This is a genomic window from Pseudomonas sp. GW456-12-10-14-LB2 (assembly GCF_002884345.1).
Lineage (GTDB): Bacteria > Pseudomonadota > Gammaproteobacteria > Pseudomonadales > Pseudomonadaceae > Aquipseudomonas > Aquipseudomonas paraglycinae.
In genome coordinates this window covers 101,268-118,635 of the sequence record NZ_POHV01000002.1, presented here as the reverse complement: position 1 = coordinate 118,635, position 17,368 = coordinate 101,268, and the positions used below count along the sequence as shown (strand labels likewise).

The window sequence follows — 17,368 nt, the reverse complement described above, 5'->3', positions numbered from 1 at the left end:
GAGGTTGAACATCAGGCTTTGCGTCCCAGCATTCGTGTCAGGGTCGCATCACGATCGATAAAGTGGTGCTTCAATGCTGCCAACGCATGAAGGCCGGAAAAAATTACCAGCGCCCATGCCAGCCAGAGATGAATCACACCGGCGGTATCTGCCTGATCCGGTAGTCCGGAAACCAGTGCAGGAACTTCAAACAGGCCAAACACCGGGATCCCGACACCGTCTGCGGTGGAAATCAGGTAACCGGCAATCATCACGGCGAACAGCGCAAGGTACAGAAACCCATGGCCAAACTTCGCACCGATGCGGGTCATGCGGCTGTAGCTTTGCAACGTTGGCGGCGGTGGACTGACAAAGCGCCACAACACCCGCAACACCATCACACCCAGCAGCACCAGACCGATGCTCTTGTGCAGATCCGGCGCGTCTTTGCGCCAGGTGCTGTAGTAATCCAGCCCCACCATCCACAGACCCAGCGCGAACAGCCCGAAGACCGCCAGCGCCACACCCCAGTGCATGAAGATGCTGACCCAACCGTAGCGCGAAGAAGAGTTACGTAGCTGCATTGCCCAAATCCTGTGAGAACTGCGAACCAAGACTAGCGAGTTATCTATCGAATTAAAGCGGAAAATTTCGCTTTGAAATATCGAGAAATACGATCAAGAGTCTTGAACAGGGGAGTTAAGGAAAGATTAAAGACAAAAGTGTGGCGGGATGTTGTGAATCACGGGCAAAAAAAAGCGCGGCCTGAAAGCCGCGCTTTTTCATTTACCGCAAAGCCTTACTGCGCTTTGGTCTCGGTGGTTGCCGCCGGTTTAGCCGCTGGCTTCTTCGCCGGTTCAGCTTTTTTCGCCGCTGGTTTGGCCGGAGCTTTTTTCGCTTCGGTCTTCGCCGCCGGTTTCTTCGCTGCTGGCTTGGCTGCCGCTTTCTTGGCTGGCTCGGCTTTTACCGGAGCTGCTGGCTTCGGTGCTTCCACCGGGGCTGGCGCAGGGGCCGGGGTCGGTGCAGGCGCTGGGGCGGTTGGAGCAGGTGCCGGCTCTGGCGCTTTTACAGGCTCTGGTTTCTTGTCGTCGTCCGAACCGCCGAACAGGTTAGTGAAGAAGTTGCCTTTCTTCGCCGCTACTGCCGCGCCCGCCCCCGCCGCTGCGGCGGTGGCTGCTGCCGGGCCGACTTTGGCCGGTTCGAAGGATTTGCCCGCCGCCAGGTCTTCAACCTGACTGGCCGCGCGCTGACCGGTGCGCAGTGCGCCTTCCAGCGTGCCCGGGTACAAGGTGTCGGTGTGTTCGCCAGCAAACGCTACGCGCTGCAGCGGACGCTCCCACAGGCGCCAGAATTTGCTGATCTGGCCAGGGCCGAAGGCCAGGTAGGAACCACCGGTCGATGGATCGGTGCTGTAGCGACGGATTTCATAACCGGTGAACGAGCCACGGGCCTGTGGATAAAACGTGTGCAGGCGAATCAGCACCTGGTCGACCATCTGCTTGTCGCCGAAGGCCTGCATGACGCGGGCGTTATCGCCGGACAGGTTGATCACCACGTTGGCGCCGCCCTTCAGGGCTGGCTCGATCCACAACATTCCAAGGCCGGTGTTGCTGTAGATCTCGCCGGACATCCGCGCCTTGCTTTCCCATACCGGCGTCTTGAACTTCAGCATGATCTGGTCGCGCCAGCCGTAGTTGGTACCTTTGATCGCGGCCAGGTGCTGGGCGTCCAGCGCCGGAGTCAGCTGGATCTTGTTGAGGGCGCGCAACGGCACCGCCAGCACAACGTAATCGGCCTGGTAGCCAACGCTGCCGACCTTGACGGTCACGCCGTCCTTGTCCTGGGTGATGGCAGATACTGGCGAGTTGGTCTTGATGGTTTTCAGCTGTTTGACGAAGGCCTGAGCCAGCACCGGGCTGCCACCGACCAGACGCGAAGCGCGCAGGTCACGGTCGGACACGCCGCGATACACCCGGCTCTGCTGTGCGAAGTACAGCAGCGACAGGCGCGAAGGCTCGTCGTAGTGGGTGCGGATGTCCTGGTTGATCAGCTGACGCGCGGTGGCCGGCAGGTTCTGCTTGTCGAGCCAGCTCGAGACGTTGATCTGGTCCAGTGCATGCAGGGTGTTGGTCGCGGCCGGGTTCTGCGGGTCGTCGATCGAGCGCGCCAGATCGTCACGGGTTTTCTCGTAGCGCTTCAGCGCTTCGGCCGTGGCAGGCTGTTTGGTGGTCAGGTCGGCGGCGGAGAAATACTCGCCGTCGATCAGGTACCCCGGGGTCCGCACGAATTCAGGCGCCGGCGTGGTGTTCAGCTTGAAGGTCGATACGTATTTGTTCAGCACCGGTTGAGTCTTGTCGTTGCCGATCCACTCGCTGGTGGCCATGCCCGAGCGACCGCCCAGGCTCGGTTTGGCTTCGAGCAGCGTGACCTGCCAGCCCTTGTTCTGCAGTTCGTAAGCCGCCGTCAGGCCCGACAGGCCGCCGCCGATCACGATTGCGGTTTTATCCTTGGCCAGCGCCGTAACGCTAAACAGCCCCAACACCACTAGCGCACAGGCGCGCAGCCAACCGACAGACATTCAGCGAACTCCGGAAAAACACGTAGGAAAATGCAGTTTTGCGGGTCAGACGACCCAAATAACCGCGAAGAATACGTCAGCCATCAAAACGCCGCCAGCGACGTCTATCGGCCCATACAAAGTAGCTCAATCGACACAATGGGTTGTTCCGGCGCGATGCATTGCATAGGCTTGCGCGATTGTTTGCCCGCGCCTGACGCGAGCCGCCTCGAGGAGACTGAACATGGGCCTGAACAACCAGTGGATGCAACGCGATCTCGCGGTGGTGTGGCATCCCTGCACCCAGATGAAAGACCACGAACAGCTGCCGCTGATTCCGATCAAGCGCGGTGAAGGCGTCTGGCTGGAAGACTTCGAAGGCAAGCGTTATCTGGATGCGGTCAGCTCCTGGTGGGTCAACGTGTTCGGCCACGCCAACCCGCGCATCAACCAGCGCATCAAGGATCAGGTCGATCAGCTGGAACACGTGATTCTGGCCGGTTTCAGCCATCAGCCGGTGATCGAGCTGTCCGAGCGGCTGGTGAAGATGACGCCGGAAGGCCTGAACCGGGTGTTCTACGCCGATAACGGTTCGTCCTGCATCGAAGTCGCGCTGAAAATGAGCTTTCACTACTGGCTCAACCGCGGCCAGCCGAACAAGAAGCGCTTCGTCACCCTGACCAACAGCTATCACGGCGAAACCATGGCAGCGATGGCGGTCGGCGATGTGCCGTTGTTCACCGAAACCTACAAAGCCCTGCTGATGGACACCATCAAGGTGCCGAGCCCGGATTGTTATCTGCGCCCGCAGGGCATGAGCTGGGAAGAACACTCGCGCAACATGTTCGCCGCCATGGAACAGACGCTGGCGGAAAATCATGACAGCGTCGCGGCCGTGATCGTCGAGCCGCTGATCCAGGGCGCCGGCGGCATGCGCATGTATCACCCGGTGTACCTCAAGTTGCTGCGTGAGGCCTGCGACCGTTACGGCGTGCACCTGATTCACGACGAAATCGCCGTCGGCTTCGGCCGCACCGGGACGATGTTCGCCTGCGAGCAGGCCGGCATCCGCCCGGACTTCCTCTGCCTGTCGAAAGCCCTGACCGGCGGTTATCTGCCGTTGGCGGCGTGCCTGACCACCGACGAGGTGTACAGCGCCTTCTACGACGATTACCCGACCCTGCGCGCCTTCCTGCATTCTCACAGCTACACCGGCAACCCGCTGGCCTGTGCGGCGGCATTGGCGACCCTGGATATTTTCGAGCAGGACAACGTGATCGAGAACAACCGGGCGCTGGCGCAGCGCATGGCGTCGGCGACGGCGCACCTGGTGGATCATCCGAATGTTTCGGAAGTCCGTCAGACCGGCATGGTGCTGGCGATCGAGATGGTCAAGGACAAAGCCACGAAAGAGGCTTATCCGTGGCAGGAACGTCGCGGCCTGAAGGTGTTCCAGCATGCGCTGGAGCGTGGCGCGTTGCTGCGTCCGCTGGGCAGCGTGGTGTATTTCCTGCCGCCGTACGTGATCACCCCGGAGCAGATCGACTTTCTTGCCGAAGTCGCCAGCGAAGGCATCGACATCGCCACCCGCGACAGCGTCAGCGTGGCAGTGCCGAAGGATTTCCATCCCGGGTTTCGTGATCCGGGCTGATCCAAACACTTAAGTTGACGGCTCGTTCCCATGCTCTGCGTGGGAACGCCTCACAGGACGCTCTGCGTCCGCTCTTGGGACGCAGAGCGTCCCGGGCTGCATTCCCACGCGGAGCGTGGGAACGATCTAATCAGAGAGACCCGAAATGAGACTGTCCCGCTTCTTTATCGACGCCCCGCTCAGCACCGGCGAACACGAACTGCCGGAAGCCCAGGCGCATTACATCAGCCGCGTGCTGCGCATGACCGAGGGCGATGCGGTGCAGATGTTCGACGGTTCCGGCCACGAGTTTCGCGGATCGCTGGTGGAAGTCGGCAAGAAACGCGTGGTGGTGCAGATCGACGAGCAGTTCGCCGGTCAAATCGAATCACCGCTGCAGATCCACCTCGGCCAGGGCCTGTCCCGGGGCGAGCGGATGGACTGGGCGATCCAGAAAGCCACCGAGCTGGGCGTGAACGAAATCACCCCGATCTTCAGCGAGCGCTGCGAAGTCCGCCTCAAGGACGAACGCGCCGACAAACGCCTGCTGCACTGGCGTCAGGTGGCGATCAGCGCTTGCGAGCAATGCGGTCGCTCGCGGGTGCCGGTGATTCATCCGCCGGTGCCGCTGGCCGACTGGCTGAAACAGACCGAAGCCGAACTGAAACTGGTGCTGCACCCGGTGGCCGAGCCGCTGGTCAGCCACGCCAAACCATCGACCCTGGCGTTCCTGATCGGCCCTGAAGGCGGCCTGTCCGACACCGAAGTCGAGCAAGCCAAGGCCAGCGGCTTCCACGCCGCCCGCCTCGGCCCGCGCGTGCTGCGCACCGAGACTGCGCCGGTTGTGGCGCTGGCGGTGGCGCAGCAACTGTGGGGTGATTTCTAACCCGTCACTGCACCGGATCACTGGTTGGTCTGGCGATGATTGCCTTGAGTTCGCTGGTCATCGGGAACTCAAGGTTCAGGCCCTTCGGCGGGATCGGTTGTTCGAACCACTTGCGGTAGATCCCGTTGATCTCCCCCGAGCTGTACAGGTCGGCCAGCACACCGTTGACCAGCGCGAGAAATTGCGGATCATCCTTGCGCACCATGCAGCTGTAGATTTCCCGCGATTGCTCCTCCCCCACCACGACCCAGTTATGCGGGTCGCGCGCCTTGGCCCGCTCGCCGTAGAGCAGCGCATCGTCCATGTAGAACGCCGCCGCGCGTCCCGATTGCAGCATCTGGAACGCCTCGCCGTGATCCTTGGCGCTAATCACGAACATGTTCAGTTTGTGGTCGAGGTTGTAGCTCTTCAGATAACGCTCGTTAGTGGTGCCGGCGGTGGTCACCACGTTCTTGCCGCGCAGGTCGTCGAAGCTGTGGATGCCGCTGTCCCTGGCGGTCAGCAGCTGCCCTTTGACGTAGATGAAACCGTAGGAAAACGCGACCTGCTTCTGCCGTTCGGCGGTCACTCCGGTGGAGCCGCATTCAAGGTCGACCGTGCCGTTCTGCACCAGCGGAATCCGCGTCTGCGACGTCACCAGGTTGTGCTTCACCTTCAGCTCCGGCAACGCCAGTTGCTGCTGGATGCGCTCGACGATCTTGTCCGCCAGTTCCACCGAATACCCCATCGGCTGACCGCTGTGATCGCCCACATACGAGAACGGCACCGACGCATCGCGATAACCCAGGGTGATGCTGTTGGCGCTGGCGATCTTGCCGAGCGTACCGGTCAGCGGCACTTCATTGGCCTGCGCCTGAGCGCCGAAAACCAGCGCCAGAGTGCAGCCGAGCAACGTGATTTTTTGCATTGTTATTCTCCGTTGTGGGTGGGGTGTTTTAGCAGAAACCGTCACGCCGCACGGGGATTGAACCCGTGCAGATCAATGGATGTGCGCTGCTGGCCGATCAATTCGCTGAGCAACTGCCCGCTGCCGCAGGCCAGGGTGAAGCCCAGCGCGCCGTGGCCGAGGTTGAGCCACAGATTGCGATAGGCCGTGGCGCCCAGCAGCGGAACGCCGGTGGGGGTGGCCGGACGCATGCCGGCCCATTCAACGGCGGCGTCATAGTGGCCGGCGTCGGGAAAGGTGTCGCGGGCCTGACGTTTGATCAGCGCCAGCCGCTCAGGATCCACCGCCGGGTCGAAACCGACGATGTCGACCATCGCCGCTACGCGCAGTTGTTCGCCGATGCGTGCATAGACGATCTTGCGGTCGTAGTCGGTGATGCTCACGTCCGGTGCTCGATGCCCGTCACCGATCGGCACGGTCAGGCTGTAGCCCTTCAGCGGGTACAGCGGCAGGTGCAGGCCGGGCAGCGCCAGCAACGGGCTGCGATGGCCGGCGGCGATCACCAGCTGTTCGACCGGCAGGGTTTCGTCGCCAAGCTCAATCGCCGTGACGACGCCGTGGCTGTGAAGAATGCCGGTGACTGCCTGACCGAGGTGAAACTCGCAGCGACCCGACGCCTTCAATCGCGCCGCCAACTGTTGGCAGAATCCGTGACAGTCGCCGACTTCTTCATCCGGCGTGTAGATCGCGCCCACAAACGGCGCATCGGCCAGTGCCGGTTCCAGTTGCGCACATTCGGCGGCGGACAACACCTGCTGTTGCTGCGGATCGGCCAGGCCTTTGCGTGCATGCTCGAAGCTGGCGGCGTTGCGGAAGGTCACCAGTTTGCCGTTGCGCCGCCAGTTGAAACCGACCAGTCCGTCGTCCTCGCGCCAGCGTTTCAGCGTGCTCTGGCTGAACAGCGCCAGACGCAACAGATGCGCGGCGTTTTCGCGGTTGACCGAGGTGCGGCACGCGACGAGAAACGAGGCCATCCAGCGCCATTGCGCCGGGTCCAGGCGCGGGCGCAGCTTGAGCGGTGAATCGCTGCGCAGCATCCAGCCGATCGCCTGCAACGGCACGCCGGCATCGGCCAGCGGCGCAACGTAGCGGTAGGACAACTGGCCGCCGTTGGCGAAGCTGGTTTCGCTGCCCAGCGACTGCCGCGCCTCGACCACTGTCACTTCGAAACCATCGCGCACCAGCGCCCAAGCTGTTGCCAGCCCGATCACGCCGCCGCCGATGATGCACACACGCTGAGCCATGTCCGTCCTTAATCGTTCTTGAAGACGAGGCCGAGGTTAGGGTGAGGTGACAGGCGCCGAACAATGAATAAAGATGCCAAACCTATAAACAAAGGTTATGGGATCGTCATGCGCCTTCGTCACATCGAGATTTTCCAGGCCATTCGCCAGACCGGCTCGGTCAGCGCCGCTGCGCAATTGCTGCACGTCTCACAACCGGCGGTGACCAAGGTGCTGCAGCACGCCGAGCAGCAATTGGGCTTTCCACTGTTTCTGCGGGTGCGCGGCAAGTTGCAGGCGACCCCCGAAGCGCTGGAGCTGGAACGCGAAGTCGACAAGGTCACCGAAAGCCTGCAAGGCGTGCGGCGTCTGGCCCAAAGCCTGCGCCGCGAACCCGGCCGCAGCCTGCGAATCGGCGCGACTCCGGCGCTGGCGCTGTCGTTGCTGCCGCCGGCGATCCAGCAATGGACGGCGCAATTCCCGGACATTGCCTGCGAACTGTCGAGCGCCCACAGCCGCGAGCTGATGCAAAACCTGCTGATGCGCGAAGTGGACGTGGCCCTGACGTTGCAGTTGCCGGAACATCCGGGGCTGAAGGCCCAGGCATTGGCCTCGGGGGTTCTGGTGGCGCTGGCGCCGAAGGGTTATTGGCCGGAGGAAGATGCCGGTCAGCCGTTGCCGCTGATGGCTCTGGCCGGGGCGCCGCTGATCGGGCTGTCCAGCGCCGATCCACTGGCAGCGCGACTCGATAGTTATCTCGAAGCGGTCGAACCGCCGCCTCGGGTTCGGATCGCCGTGCAGACGTATTCACTGGCGCGAGCGATGGTGGAGTCCGGCGCCGGGGTGGCCGTGATAGATCCGTTCACCGCCCTCGGTGCCTCGCCGACCAGCACCGTAATCCGCCCACTCGCCCCGCCGCTGCCGATCACGCTGTACGCCGTGACCCGCGCCACCGAGCCACCGCCGCATACGCTGCATGATTTGCTGCAGATCTTCAGTCAGCGCGCCGGCGAACAACTCGGTCGCCTGATGGGCGCTTAAAGGACGTAAAACAGAATCGCCACAAAATGCAGCAGGCTCCCGGCGATCACGAACAGATGCCAGATCCCGTGGGCATGCCGCAACCGGTGATCAAGCGCAAAAAAGATGATCCCCACGGTGTACAGCACACCGCCCGACGCCAGCCAGGCAAACCCCGCCGTCCCCAGCGCCGCGATCAGCGGCTTGACCGCCACCAGCACGATCCAGCCCATCACCGCGTAGATCACGATCGACAGGATCCGCGCCTCCGAGCGCGGCTTGATCTCCTGCAGGATGCCGATCAGCGCCAGCCCCCAGACAATCCCGAACAACGTCCAGCCCCACGGCCCGCGCAAAGTCACCAGGCAGAACGGCGTGTAACTGCCGGCGATCAGCAAGTAGATCGAAAAGTGATCGACCTTCTTCATGATCGCTTTCTTGCGCCCGCGCACGCTGTGGTACACGGTTGATGCGCTGTAGAGCACCAGCAAGGTGAAGGCGTAAATCGCCACGCTGACGATCTTCCACGGGCTGCCGTCGAGGCTGGCAATCACCAGCATCCAGACGCCTCCGACAAACGCCGCTACCGCACCGACCAGATGCGTCCAGGCGTTCAGTTTTTCTCCGTGATACATGTGTCGCACACCTCGATTTCATTTACCGCAGCGCGCAAGGCTCGGGCCTTGAGCGTAAAAGCGCAATGTTTCCGTTCAACGCGGGCCTGCGTCTGTCCTGATATTTGGGCACAATCGACCGATACCAAGAAGAGTCCGCGCCATGCTGATCGACGAAGAATTGACCCTGAAGAAACTCGAGGTGTTCCTCGCCTTCATGCGTACCGGCAACCTCGCCCGCGCCGCCGCCGAGTTGCAGACCAGCAACGTCAGCGTGCACCGCGCGATCCATTCGCTGGAAAGCGCCCTGCGCTGCCCGTTGTTCAAACACGAAGGACGCAACCTGACGCCGCTGGAGAGTGCCTACGTGCTCGAAGAGCGGGCGCAGAAACTGATTCAGGACGTAGTCGAAAGCGTGCGCCTGACCCGCGAAGCCGCCGGGTTCTCGGCCGAGCGCTTCAAGCTCGGTTCGCTGTATTCGCTGACGGTGAAAACCGTGCCGCAGCTGATCATGGGTTTGAAGATCCGCCGCAGCGAACTCAACATCGATCTGATCCTCGGCTCGAACATCGACCTGCTCTACAAGCTGAAAAACATGGAAGTCGACGCAATCCTGGTGTCGCTGGACGACACCGTCAACGACCCGGACTGCGAGCAGATTCCGCTGTTTTCCGACGACATCTTCCTCGCCACCCCGGCGGATTCCCGCTTCGCCCAGCGCAGCGAAGTGGATCTGGCCGAGGTACGCGACGAAACCTTCATCACCCTGACCCAGGGCTTCGCTACTCATCAGGACGGTATTCGGGTGTTCAGGCAGGCGGGGTTCGAGCCGAAGGTGGCGATGCAGGTCAACGACATCTTCACCCTGCTGAGCATGGTCAGTTCAGGGGTCGGTTATGCGTTGCTGCCGGGGAGGATTGCGGCGGTGTACGAGAACCGGGTGAAGCTGATTCCGTTGCAGGAGAAGTACCGGTTGCAGCAGCACATTGGCGTGGTGTTCTTGAAGGCCAAGGAGCGGGATCCGAATTTGTTGGCGTTGCTGGCGGAGTGTCGGATGTACGCCAATCGCCAAGGCTCACAATGATCGCGGCTGATGATCGTTCCCACGCTCCGCGTGGGAACGATCATCAGAACCTAGCCAACGATTCCGCGAACGATGAAGAACAGCAGCGATGGCCCAAGCAGGCACCCAAGCCCGGTGTGGAAGGTCGCGGTCAAAGCGCCATAAGGCACCAACCGCCGATCCGTCGCCGCCAGCCCCGCCGTCACGCCGCTCACCGTCCCGGCCAGCCCGCCGAACACCATCGCCGAACGCGGGTTATCCAGGCCCATCCAGCGCGCCGCCACCGGCGTGCCGACCATCACCAGAATCGCCTTGATCAACCCGGTGGCAATCGACAGCGCCATCACATCCGACGTCGCGCCAATCGCTGCGCCGGTCACCGGCCCGACGATGTAAGTCACCGCACCGGCGCCGATGGTGGTCATGCTCACCGCATCGCGATAACCGAAAGCGTAAGCCATGCACGCGCCAACAATGAACGGCAGGATCGTGCCCAGCAGCAGCGCAATCACCCCGATCATCCCGGCCTTCTTCGCCTCGGTCGCCTGCACTTCAAACGCCGTGGCAACGATGGCGAAATCCCGCAGCATCGCGCCGCCCATCAGACCGATGCCGGAGAACAGCGTCAGGTCCGCCAGACCCTTCTGCCCGCCGGTCATCGTCCCGCCGACCCAGGCCAGCACCAGGCCAATGACGATGGCAATCGCCGAGCCGTGAATCCGCCCGAAGGTCAGGCGTTTGGAGAGAATCACCGAGACCCACATGATTACGCCGACGAAGGCGAACGCGGTGATCAGACCGTTGTGTTCCAGACCTTTTTCAATGAGATCCCACATATCAGCGACCTCCTACCGGCGTGCCGACCGGGGAGATTTCCGCCGGCTCGTCGGGCAAAGGCTCGCCCTTGTGGGTGCGGCTGATCAGAGCAATGGTGCAGCCACAGACCAGCACCGAACCGATCGCCGCCAGCACCGCCACCGGGCCGCCGTGCAGGGCGGTGACGACGTTCTGTTGCGCGGCCATCGCCACCACTACCGGAATGTACATGGCGCCCCAGAAGCCGACGCCCATCTCGCAATCCTTGGTCATGCCGCCGCGTTTCTGCATCCACAACCGCGCGCAGATCAACAGGATCATGGCGATGCCGACCCCGCCGACGTTGGATTTGACGCCCAGAAGAACACCGAGCATGTCACCCATGATCACCCCTGCCAGCGTACAGATCGCCAGCAGCGCCACACCGTAAATAATCATTGTTGTAGTCCTCAAAGTGCATCGTCGAATGTTGTTTTTGTTGTTCGAAGCCTGAGTCGGTGATTTAGGGTCGTCGGCTCTCCTCTTCACGCAACAGCGCCTGCAAGGTGTCGAGCCGGGCACCGTCGAAGGCAGTGACAGTCCCCTGTTCGAACACCCGGCGCGCCAGCCCGGTCAGCACCGCACCGGGCGGCAGTTCGATCTGTAGACGTACGCCGCGCTCGTAAGCGCTTTGCACGGTGCCGCGCCAGTCCACCACGCGGCACATGTTGAAGGCGAGGTCGTCGCGCAGCGCATCTACCTGGGTCACAGGCCTTGCGCGACTGCCGCTCAGGTAAGCGATTTTCGGTGTTTTCAGTTCTACCCTGGCGAACGCTTCGGCGAGGGTTTGCGCAGGCTCGTCCAGCAACGGGCAGTGCGACGGCACGCTGACCGCCAGACGTTTTGCCAGACCGGCGCCACGACCGCGCGCCAGCTCGGCGACCGCTTGCATCGCCTGGTCACTGCCGGCAATCACCACCTGGTTATCGGCGTTGATGTTGGCCAGGTACACCGGTGTTTCTGCGCCGTGCACCTGTGCCAGCAGCGTTTCGACTGTGGATAATTGCAGGCCGATGATCGCGGTCATGCCGAAGCCCTGTGGATAAGCCTGCTGCATCAACTCACCGCGCAGGCTGACCAGATGCAGCGCATCGCTGAAGCTCAACGCTCCGGCGACCACCGCTGCCGGGTAGGCACCGATGGACAGGCCGGCGACGTAATCTGCGGTAAGTCCGTCCTGCAACAACTGTCGCGAGGCTGCAACGCCGGCGATCAGCAGACACAGCTGAACCGCCCGGGTGCTGCGCAACGCTTCGCTGGAATCCAGCCGCAAGACATCTTCACCGAGGCTATCGCTGGCCTCGATCAGCGTTTCCCGGGGCAAGCGCTGGAGCATGCCGGGCTGCTGCGCGCCCTGACCGGGAAACACCAGCAGGCTGCTCACGCTGCCTGCTCCTGCGGGTTCCACGGATCAGACACCAGACAGGCTTCATGGGCGTTTTTCAGCAGCACCCTCGAAGCATTTCCGGCCCATTCGCGCAGAGCGACGGCACCGAATGGTGTCTGCAATTGCAGGTCGACCCGGCAGATTGCCTGATCGAAAACCGCGATCAATTTACGTGCCTGATTACGGGTGATGAGTTGTGGCGTACGCAGGATCAAATCGAGATCACTGGCCTCGTGCATGGCTGCAAACCCGCTCGCCAATTCAAACCCGGCACTGCCACTGACACCCCAGATCCAGCCGCAATCATCGAGCACCGGCCGCAATTGCCGCAGCGCCTGCATGACCGGCAAATCACGCTCGCTCTCGACCTGACAAAGCGCTTCCGGGCTGACCCGACAGGCAATCGAATCGATCGCCATGAACGCCGCCAGCCGCTGCTCGCGCAACAGACCGCGCACGCCCACCGCCACGAATCCGTCTTCACTCAACGCCCGCCGCACCACCACCGGTTGCCCGGCAGCGAGCGAATCAATCGCCCACTGCGACGCATCCGCCGGCAATTGCTCAGGCGTCATGCCCCACAGCAAGTCGTGGGCGAGAACGCTGTTCACCACTGCGCCCTCAGCAGTTCACGTACACGGCTGGAGGCTTCGCGATTTTTCGCGCCGAGACGATTGCTCAAATCCGTCGCGCCAACATCGCCGATGGCCTGGGTCAGGCACTCGGTCACCCGCGCCAGATCCTCCGCCGTCGGCTGTTCGATCTGCTGCACCGACAGGGTTTCCCAAAGCAATCCAAGGCTGGCATAGCTGTCGATGTCATAGGCCATCGGCGGCACGCTGGACGCCAGGGCTTCCAGTTCTTCGACGCTGCGCAAGGTCACCCGCGCCGCCGAAGCCTTGCCCATCGCATGCACCATCACCCCCGGATCACGCAGGGCGATCAAGCGATTGGCCTGATATCCGTGAGCGAGAAACGCCCCGGACATGGCCTTGCCCACCAGTAGCGCAATCACCGGATGCCCGGCCAGACGCGCGCGGGCATAAGCGTCCGCCGCGCCGGCCAGGGCCTGATGAATGCCGAGGGCTTCTTCGCGACGACCATAGGCCTGGCTCGGCACATCGACGATGGCAATCAATGGGCGTTTTTGCGTTTTGTCTCGGTCGGCGGTGATCGCATCATCCACCGCCTTGGCCAGACCCCAGCCTTCGAGCAAACCGACTTCGCCATTGCGAGCGCGAGGGAAACGGTTTTGCGGATCGGCGACCACCGCGATAAAACGCCCGAGTGGCCCGTCGGCGACCTTCAGCGAGGGCGGCAAACCTTCAACCGCATTCGCGCCAGCACTCAAGGCGTTGAACCAGTTCAAACCGCGCACGGAATAACCACTCATGAGCGCTCTCCTTGATACAGATCGCGAACCACCGAAGGCTCGATTTGCTTGTCAGTGTCCAGGCTCGTCAGGCGTTGCAGGAACCACTCGGCCCGTTGACTGCGCGGTTGCGCCGGCAGGCCTTGTTGCAGCAACTCGCCGACCTGCTGGCGAATCTGCGCCGCGTCATCGGCGACATAACGGTCCACCAGACCACTGGAGAAACGCTGCTCGCCACCGGTCAGGCTCCAGATGAAGGGCCGGTCGCGGGAGTCGTATTCCTCGATCCCGGCTTCCTGCTCGATCACCTGCGGACCGTTCAGGCCGAGGCGCGCTTCCTGGGTCACCAGCAAATAGCTGCATAGCGCGGCGGCAATCGACATCCCGCCAAAGCAACCGACGCTGCCGGCCACCACGCCGACCACCGGTTGGTACTGCTGCAGATCGACAATCGCCGCGTGGATATCGGCAATCGCCGCCAGCCCGAGGTTGGCTTCCTGCAAGCGCACGCCGCCGGTTTCCAGCAGCAGGATGGCGCGGGTCGGGATGCCTTTGCGGTTGTCCTCGGCGGCCAGTTCCAGTGCGCCGGCTATCTTCGCGCCGCCGACTTCACCGAGGCTGCCGCCCTGAAACGCGCCTTCAATCGCCGCGATCACCACCGGCAAACCATCGAGGCGGCCCTTGGCGATCACCACGCCGTCATCGGCCTGCGGCACCACGCCCTGACGTTCCAGCCACGGCGACATGACGCGTTGAAACGGGTCGAGCAGTTCGCGGAAGGTGCCGGCGTCGAGCAAGGCTTTCGCCCGCTGCCGTGCGCCGAGTTCGACGAACGAATGTTTGTGCAAAAGTGCCGAGGTGTCAGTCATGGCCGAGCTCCTCGAAGCCTTGCTCCAGACGCAGACGCACCACGCCCGGGGTCGCGCCGAAGTCGTGGATATCGATAGCCATCGCTGGCGGTGTGGTGCCGTCGAACATCCGCGCAAACAGATGCTGCCAGCGCTGCTCGGCGCCATTGACCGAGGTCTGCACATTGATCGTCAGCTTGCCGGCCAGGCCCGGTTCGATCAGCACTTCCAGATCGCCCGAGCCGACACAACCGACCAGAGCCCGACCACGCGGCGGCTGCCCGGCGGGGAATTCAAAGGATAAGGTTTCCATCAAAACGCTCCCTGAAGGATGCCGTCGCGCTCGATTCGATCAAGCAGCAGAGTGGCGGCGAGCAAGTCGGCGGCGCCACCGGGCGAGGCATTCAATGCGATGAGTTGTTGATCCAGTTCGTGCAGGCGGCGGCGACCGGTAAGGCTGGCGCTGCCACCGGCGTCGAGCACTGCCTGGGCGCCGTGCTGCATGGCGTGCAGGCCCGGTTCGCCGGCGCGGTACAGCACGCAGGTGTCGGCGAGGTCGGTCATGATTGCGAGCAAGGCGTCGAGCCTAGCGTTCTGTTCGCCATGACCGGTGGCGCGGCTGCGTTTGAGCTGCGGCAGGCCGCGTTGCATCACCGACGGGAAGCCGAGTTGCGCTTCTTCCCGAGCACCGCGAGCGCCGTAGCGTTGAGCGACCTGTGCGCCGTGGCTCAGCGGGCGCGGCGCATAACGGTCATCGAGCAACGCCAGACGCGCAGCGCGCAGGGTGACGGCGCCAGCGCTGGTGGACTTCATATCCAGCGCAGCAGCTGTGACCAACAGGCCCAACGCCCAGATCGCCCCGCGATGGGTGTTCACACCGTGGGTGGTGGCGAGCATCGCTTGCTCGCCTTCCCGGCCGATGCGGCCAATGGCTTCGCGCAGCGGCAAGCCGATTTCGCCGAACTCAAGCGCGGCCTCGGCCATTTCCTTGAACGCCGGCCACAACGCCAGCGCCGAGGCGTGCATCAATCCCAGGTGCAGATCGGTGTGCGCACCGTTGCCACGTCGGTCCACCAGCGCCGGTTTCGGCGACAGGTCGGCTTCGTCGATCAGCGCGTCCACGGCCAGATCCGCCAGCCGTTCGGCGAGGGTGATGGTTTTGGGTTGCAGGTTGAGTGCGCGCATTACCAGCTCCTGAACTTGGCGGGCGGGTTGTAGAGGCCGCCGGACCACTCGACCAGATCGGCCACGCTTTTCGCCGCCAGCAATTCACGGGTGGCGTCGGTGCGACGGATGCCGAGGTCTTCGGGCAAGGCGATCAGGCCTTCACGGCGCATGCGTTCGGTGTCTTTCGGATTGTGGCGCAGGCCGATGGCAGTGACGCCGGCGACCGCAGCGATCATCGCCTGACGCTCTTCCAGCGAACGCGCCTTGTACAGGTAGGCGATGCCTTCTTCCGTCAGCAGGTGCGTGACGTCGTCGCCGTAGATCATGATCGGCGCCAGCGGCATCCCGCTTTTCTTCGCCACCTCCACCGCGTCGAGGGTTTCGACGAAGGTCGGTTTGCCGCCCTCCTGGAAGGTCTCGACCATTTGCACCACGAGTTTCTTGCCGCGCTCGAGCATCGGTTGCTGCGAATCATCGTGACGCATATCGAGCCAGGCCGGAGTGCCGTGACGCCGACCGCGCGGGTCGTGACCCATGTTCGGTGCGCCACCGAAACCGGCGAGACGGCCTCGGGTGACGGTGGAGGAATGGCCATCGCCATCGACTTGCAGGGTCGCGCCGATGAACAGGTCTACCGCGTACTGCCCGGCCAGTTGGCAGAACATCCGGTTGGAACGCAGCGAGCCGTCGCGGCCGGTGAAGAACACATCGGGCCGGGCGGCGATGTAGTTTTCCATGCCCAGTTCGGTGCCGAAGCAATGCACGCTTTCGACCCAACCGCTTTCGATGGCCGGGATCAGGGTCGGGTGCGGGTTGAGCGTCCAGTTGCGGCAGATCTTGCCTTTGAGGCCGAGGGATTCACCGTAGGTCGGCAGGATCAGTTCGATGGCGGCGGTGTTGAAACCAATGCCGTGGTTCAGCGACTGCACGTTGTGTTTTTCGTAGATCCCGCGGATCGCCATCATCGCCATCAGCACGTGCACAGGCTTGATGTGACGCGGGTCGCGAGTAAACAGCGGTTCGATGTAGAACGGCTTGTCCGCCACCACCACGAAATCCACCCACGATGCCGGAATATCCACGCGAGGCAGTTCGCTGACGTCGTCCACCAGTTGATTGACCTGGACGATGACGATGCCGTCGCTGAAGGCTGCCGGTTCGATCAGCGCCGGGGTGTCTTCGGTGCTCGGGCCGGTGTAGATGTTGCCGGCACGGTCGGCCATGAACCCGGCCGAGAGCACGACGTTGGGGATCAGGTCCACCACCAGCCGGGCGTAGAGTTCGATGTAGGTGTGGATCGCGCCGATTTCCAGCAGACCGTCTTCGAGCAACTGGCTGATGCGCAGGCTCTGGGTGCCGGCGAAGGAGAAATCGAGCTTGCGGGCGATGCCGCGTTCGAACAGGTCGAGATGTTCGGAGCGACCGACGCTGGGCATGATCATGTGCAGGTCGTGGAGCTTTTCCGGATCGGCCTTGGCCAGGGCGCGGGAAAGGAAATCCGCCTGCTTCTGGTTGTTGCCCTCCAGCACCACACGGTCGCCCGGATGGATCAGCGCTTCGAGTGCCGCAACGATTTTGTCGGTGGGCAACACCGCACCGTCGGCCAGCCCGCGCACCTTGTCGAGGCGCCGCTGCTTCTCGTCACGCCGCCGCGTCCAGCGCGAGTCGGGGGAATTGGTTGTTGTCATGCTCACTCCACGGGGTTCGCTGTCGTGGAGCTACCTTAGGAGTGTGATCGAGGGGCATCAATCAAGCGCGGTGGCGAACCGTTACGGTGAGCGTAATGAATGCTGGCCTCATCGCTGGCAAGCCAGCTCCCAC

The 17,368-nt window shown here is 62.9% G+C and carries 18 protein-coding genes; 4 read left to right on the top strand and 14 right to left on the bottom strand.

What is annotated here, in order from left to right:
• Positions 1 to 11: 11 nt before the first annotated feature.
• Both C1X29_RS02090 and C1X29_RS02085 read right to left on the bottom strand, forming a co-directional pair.
• Entirely contained in the window at positions 12 to 563 is a 552-nt protein-coding gene (locus C1X29_RS02090; protein WP_074692051.1) for a cytochrome b, read from the bottom strand.
• A 215-nt stretch (positions 564 to 778) separates the two neighbouring features.
• A complete protein-coding gene (locus C1X29_RS02085; RefSeq protein WP_102716733.1) occupies positions 779 to 2,557 on the bottom strand; it encodes a flavin monoamine oxidase family protein in 1,779 nt (592 codons plus the stop codon).
• Between the two features lie 223 nt (positions 2,558 to 2,780).
• Here C1X29_RS02085 and C1X29_RS02080 point away from each other — a divergent pair, with 223 nt between their 5' ends.
• Positions 2,781 to 4,187, top strand: a complete 1,407-nt coding sequence (locus tag C1X29_RS02080; RefSeq protein WP_102716732.1) for an adenosylmethionine--8-amino-7-oxononanoate transaminase — start codon at positions 2,781 to 2,783, stop codon at positions 4,185 to 4,187.
• A gap of 145 nt (positions 4,188 to 4,332) precedes the next feature.
• The gene (locus C1X29_RS02075; protein WP_102716731.1) at positions 4,333 to 5,052 is read left to right on the top strand and encodes a 16S rRNA (uracil(1498)-N(3))-methyltransferase; all 720 of its coding nucleotides are present in this window, start codon (positions 4,333 to 4,335) and stop codon (positions 5,050 to 5,052) included.
• A gap of 4 nt (positions 5,053 to 5,056) precedes the next feature.
• On the opposite strand, the gene C1X29_RS02070 is transcribed toward C1X29_RS02075, so the two are convergent.
• Together C1X29_RS02070 and C1X29_RS02065 are read right to left on the bottom strand one after the other, a co-directional pair.
• Entirely contained in the window at positions 5,057 to 5,959 is a 903-nt protein-coding gene (locus tag C1X29_RS02070; protein ID WP_102716730.1) for a transporter substrate-binding domain-containing protein, read from the bottom strand.
• 41 nt (positions 5,960 to 6,000) lie between these two features.
• Positions 6,001 to 7,242 carry a D-amino acid dehydrogenase gene (locus C1X29_RS02065; protein ID WP_102716729.1) on the bottom strand — a complete coding sequence of 414 codons (1,242 nt, stop codon included), beginning with the start codon at positions 7,240 to 7,242 and terminating at the stop codon, positions 6,001 to 6,003.
• Between the two features lie 108 nt (positions 7,243 to 7,350).
• On the opposite strand from C1X29_RS02065, the gene C1X29_RS02060 reads away from it, so the two are divergent.
• Positions 7,351 to 8,262 carry a LysR family transcriptional regulator gene (locus C1X29_RS02060; protein WP_102716774.1) on the top strand — a complete coding sequence of 304 codons (912 nt, stop codon included), beginning with the start codon at positions 7,351 to 7,353 and terminating at the stop codon, positions 8,260 to 8,262.
• On the opposite strand, the gene C1X29_RS02055 is transcribed toward C1X29_RS02060, so the two are convergent.
• Positions 8,259 to 8,876, bottom strand: a complete 618-nt coding sequence (locus C1X29_RS02055) for a hemolysin III family protein (RefSeq protein WP_011336351.1) — start codon at positions 8,874 to 8,876, stop codon at positions 8,259 to 8,261. The genes C1X29_RS02060 and C1X29_RS02055 overlap by 4 nt on opposite strands.
• Before the next feature lie 142 nt (positions 8,877 to 9,018).
• On the opposite strand from C1X29_RS02055, the gene C1X29_RS02050 reads away from it, so the two are divergent.
• Positions 9,019 to 9,939 (top strand): LysR substrate-binding domain-containing protein, encoded by a 921-nt coding sequence (locus C1X29_RS02050; protein WP_064380129.1) that lies wholly within the window; start codon positions 9,019 to 9,021, stop codon positions 9,937 to 9,939.
• Between the two features lie 50 nt (positions 9,940 to 9,989).
• Here the strand turns inward: C1X29_RS02050 and madM are convergent, their stop codons facing one another.
• The 9 genes from madM to mdcA form a co-directional block, all read right to left on the bottom strand.
• Entirely contained in the window at positions 9,990 to 10,754 is a 765-nt protein-coding gene (madM, locus tag C1X29_RS02045) for a malonate transporter subunit MadM (RefSeq protein ID WP_007953314.1), read from the bottom strand.
• A gap of 1 nt (position 10,755) precedes the next feature.
• On the bottom strand, positions 10,756 to 11,172 hold the full coding sequence (madL, locus tag C1X29_RS02040) for a malonate transporter subunit MadL (protein WP_064380127.1): 417 nt from the start codon (positions 11,170 to 11,172) through the stop codon (positions 10,756 to 10,758).
• A 64-nt stretch (positions 11,173 to 11,236) separates the two neighbouring features.
• Positions 11,237 to 12,157: a malonate decarboxylase subunit epsilon gene (gene mdcH, locus C1X29_RS02035; protein WP_102716728.1), complete on the bottom strand. Its 921-nt coding sequence runs from the start codon at positions 12,155 to 12,157 to the stop codon at positions 11,237 to 11,239.
• Entirely contained in the window at positions 12,154 to 12,774 is a 621-nt protein-coding gene (locus C1X29_RS02030; protein ID WP_102716727.1) for a malonate decarboxylase holo-ACP synthase, read from the bottom strand. Before C1X29_RS02030 ends, mdcH begins: the two co-directional genes overlap by 4 nt.
• Positions 12,768 to 13,553, bottom strand: coding sequence for a biotin-independent malonate decarboxylase subunit gamma (gene mdcE / locus C1X29_RS02025; protein WP_102716726.1), 786 nt, complete (start codon positions 13,551 to 13,553; stop codon positions 12,768 to 12,770). Before mdcE ends, C1X29_RS02030 begins: the two co-directional genes overlap by 7 nt.
• Positions 13,550 to 14,401 (bottom strand): biotin-independent malonate decarboxylase subunit beta, encoded by an 852-nt coding sequence (locus tag C1X29_RS02020; protein WP_102716725.1) that lies wholly within the window; start codon positions 14,399 to 14,401, stop codon positions 13,550 to 13,552. The genes mdcE and C1X29_RS02020 overlap by 4 nt, the downstream gene beginning before the upstream one ends.
• Positions 14,394 to 14,693, bottom strand: coding sequence for a malonate decarboxylase subunit delta (locus tag C1X29_RS02015; RefSeq protein WP_102716724.1), 300 nt, complete (start codon positions 14,691 to 14,693; stop codon positions 14,394 to 14,396). Before C1X29_RS02015 ends, C1X29_RS02020 begins: the two co-directional genes overlap by 8 nt.
• A complete protein-coding gene (locus C1X29_RS02010; RefSeq protein ID WP_102716723.1) occupies positions 14,693 to 15,565 on the bottom strand; it encodes a triphosphoribosyl-dephospho-CoA synthase in 873 nt (290 codons plus the stop codon). The genes C1X29_RS02015 and C1X29_RS02010 overlap by 1 nt, the downstream gene beginning before the upstream one ends.
• Positions 15,565 to 17,235 carry a malonate decarboxylase subunit alpha gene (gene mdcA / locus C1X29_RS02005; protein ID WP_102716722.1) on the bottom strand — a complete coding sequence of 557 codons (1,671 nt, stop codon included), beginning with the start codon at positions 17,233 to 17,235 and terminating at the stop codon, positions 15,565 to 15,567. Before mdcA ends, C1X29_RS02010 begins: the two co-directional genes overlap by 1 nt.
• Positions 17,236 to 17,368: the final 133 nt, after the last annotated feature.

Excerpts from the sequence above, each read along its gene's own strand:
- C1X29_RS02090 (WP_074692051.1), bottom strand. The coding sequence starts at position 563 with ATGCAGCTACGTAACTCTTCTTCGCGCTACGGTTGGGTCAGCATCTTC.
- C1X29_RS02085 (WP_102716733.1), bottom strand. The coding sequence starts at position 2,557 with ATGTCTGTCGGTTGGCTGCGCGCCTGTGCGCTAGTGGTGTTGGGGCTG.
- C1X29_RS02080 (WP_102716732.1), top strand. The coding sequence starts at position 2,781 with ATGGGCCTGAACAACCAGTGGATGCAACGCGATCTCGCGGTGGTGTGG.
- C1X29_RS02075 (WP_102716731.1), top strand. The coding sequence starts at position 4,333 with ATGAGACTGTCCCGCTTCTTTATCGACGCCCCGCTCAGCACCGGCGAA.
- C1X29_RS02070 (WP_102716730.1), bottom strand. The coding sequence starts at position 5,959 with ATGCAAAAAATCACGTTGCTCGGCTGCACTCTGGCGCTGGTTTTCGGC.
- C1X29_RS02065 (WP_102716729.1), bottom strand. The coding sequence starts at position 7,242 with ATGGCTCAGCGTGTGTGCATCATCGGCGGCGGCGTGATCGGGCTGGCA.
- C1X29_RS02060 (WP_102716774.1), top strand. The coding sequence starts at position 7,351 with ATGCGCCTTCGTCACATCGAGATTTTCCAGGCCATTCGCCAGACCGGC.
- C1X29_RS02055 (WP_011336351.1), bottom strand. The coding sequence starts at position 8,876 with ATGTATCACGGAGAAAAACTGAACGCCTGGACGCATCTGGTCGGTGCG.
- C1X29_RS02050 (WP_064380129.1), top strand. The coding sequence starts at position 9,019 with ATGCTGATCGACGAAGAATTGACCCTGAAGAAACTCGAGGTGTTCCTC.
- madM (WP_007953314.1), bottom strand. The coding sequence starts at position 10,754 with ATGTGGGATCTCATTGAAAAAGGTCTGGAACACAACGGTCTGATCACC.
- madL (WP_064380127.1), bottom strand. The coding sequence starts at position 11,172 with ATGATTATTTACGGTGTGGCGCTGCTGGCGATCTGTACGCTGGCAGGG.
- mdcE (WP_102716726.1), bottom strand. The coding sequence starts at position 13,553 with ATGAGTGGTTATTCCGTGCGCGGTTTGAACTGGTTCAACGCCTTGAGT.
- C1X29_RS02020 (WP_102716725.1), bottom strand. The coding sequence starts at position 14,401 with ATGACTGACACCTCGGCACTTTTGCACAAACATTCGTTCGTCGAACTC.
- C1X29_RS02015 (WP_102716724.1), bottom strand. The coding sequence starts at position 14,693 with ATGGAAACCTTATCCTTTGAATTCCCCGCCGGGCAGCCGCCGCGTGGT.
- C1X29_RS02010 (WP_102716723.1), bottom strand. The coding sequence starts at position 15,565 with ATGCGCGCACTCAACCTGCAACCCAAAACCATCACCCTCGCCGAACGG.
- mdcA (WP_102716722.1), bottom strand. The coding sequence starts at position 17,235 with ATGACAACAACCAATTCCCCCGACTCGCGCTGGACGCGGCGGCGTGAC.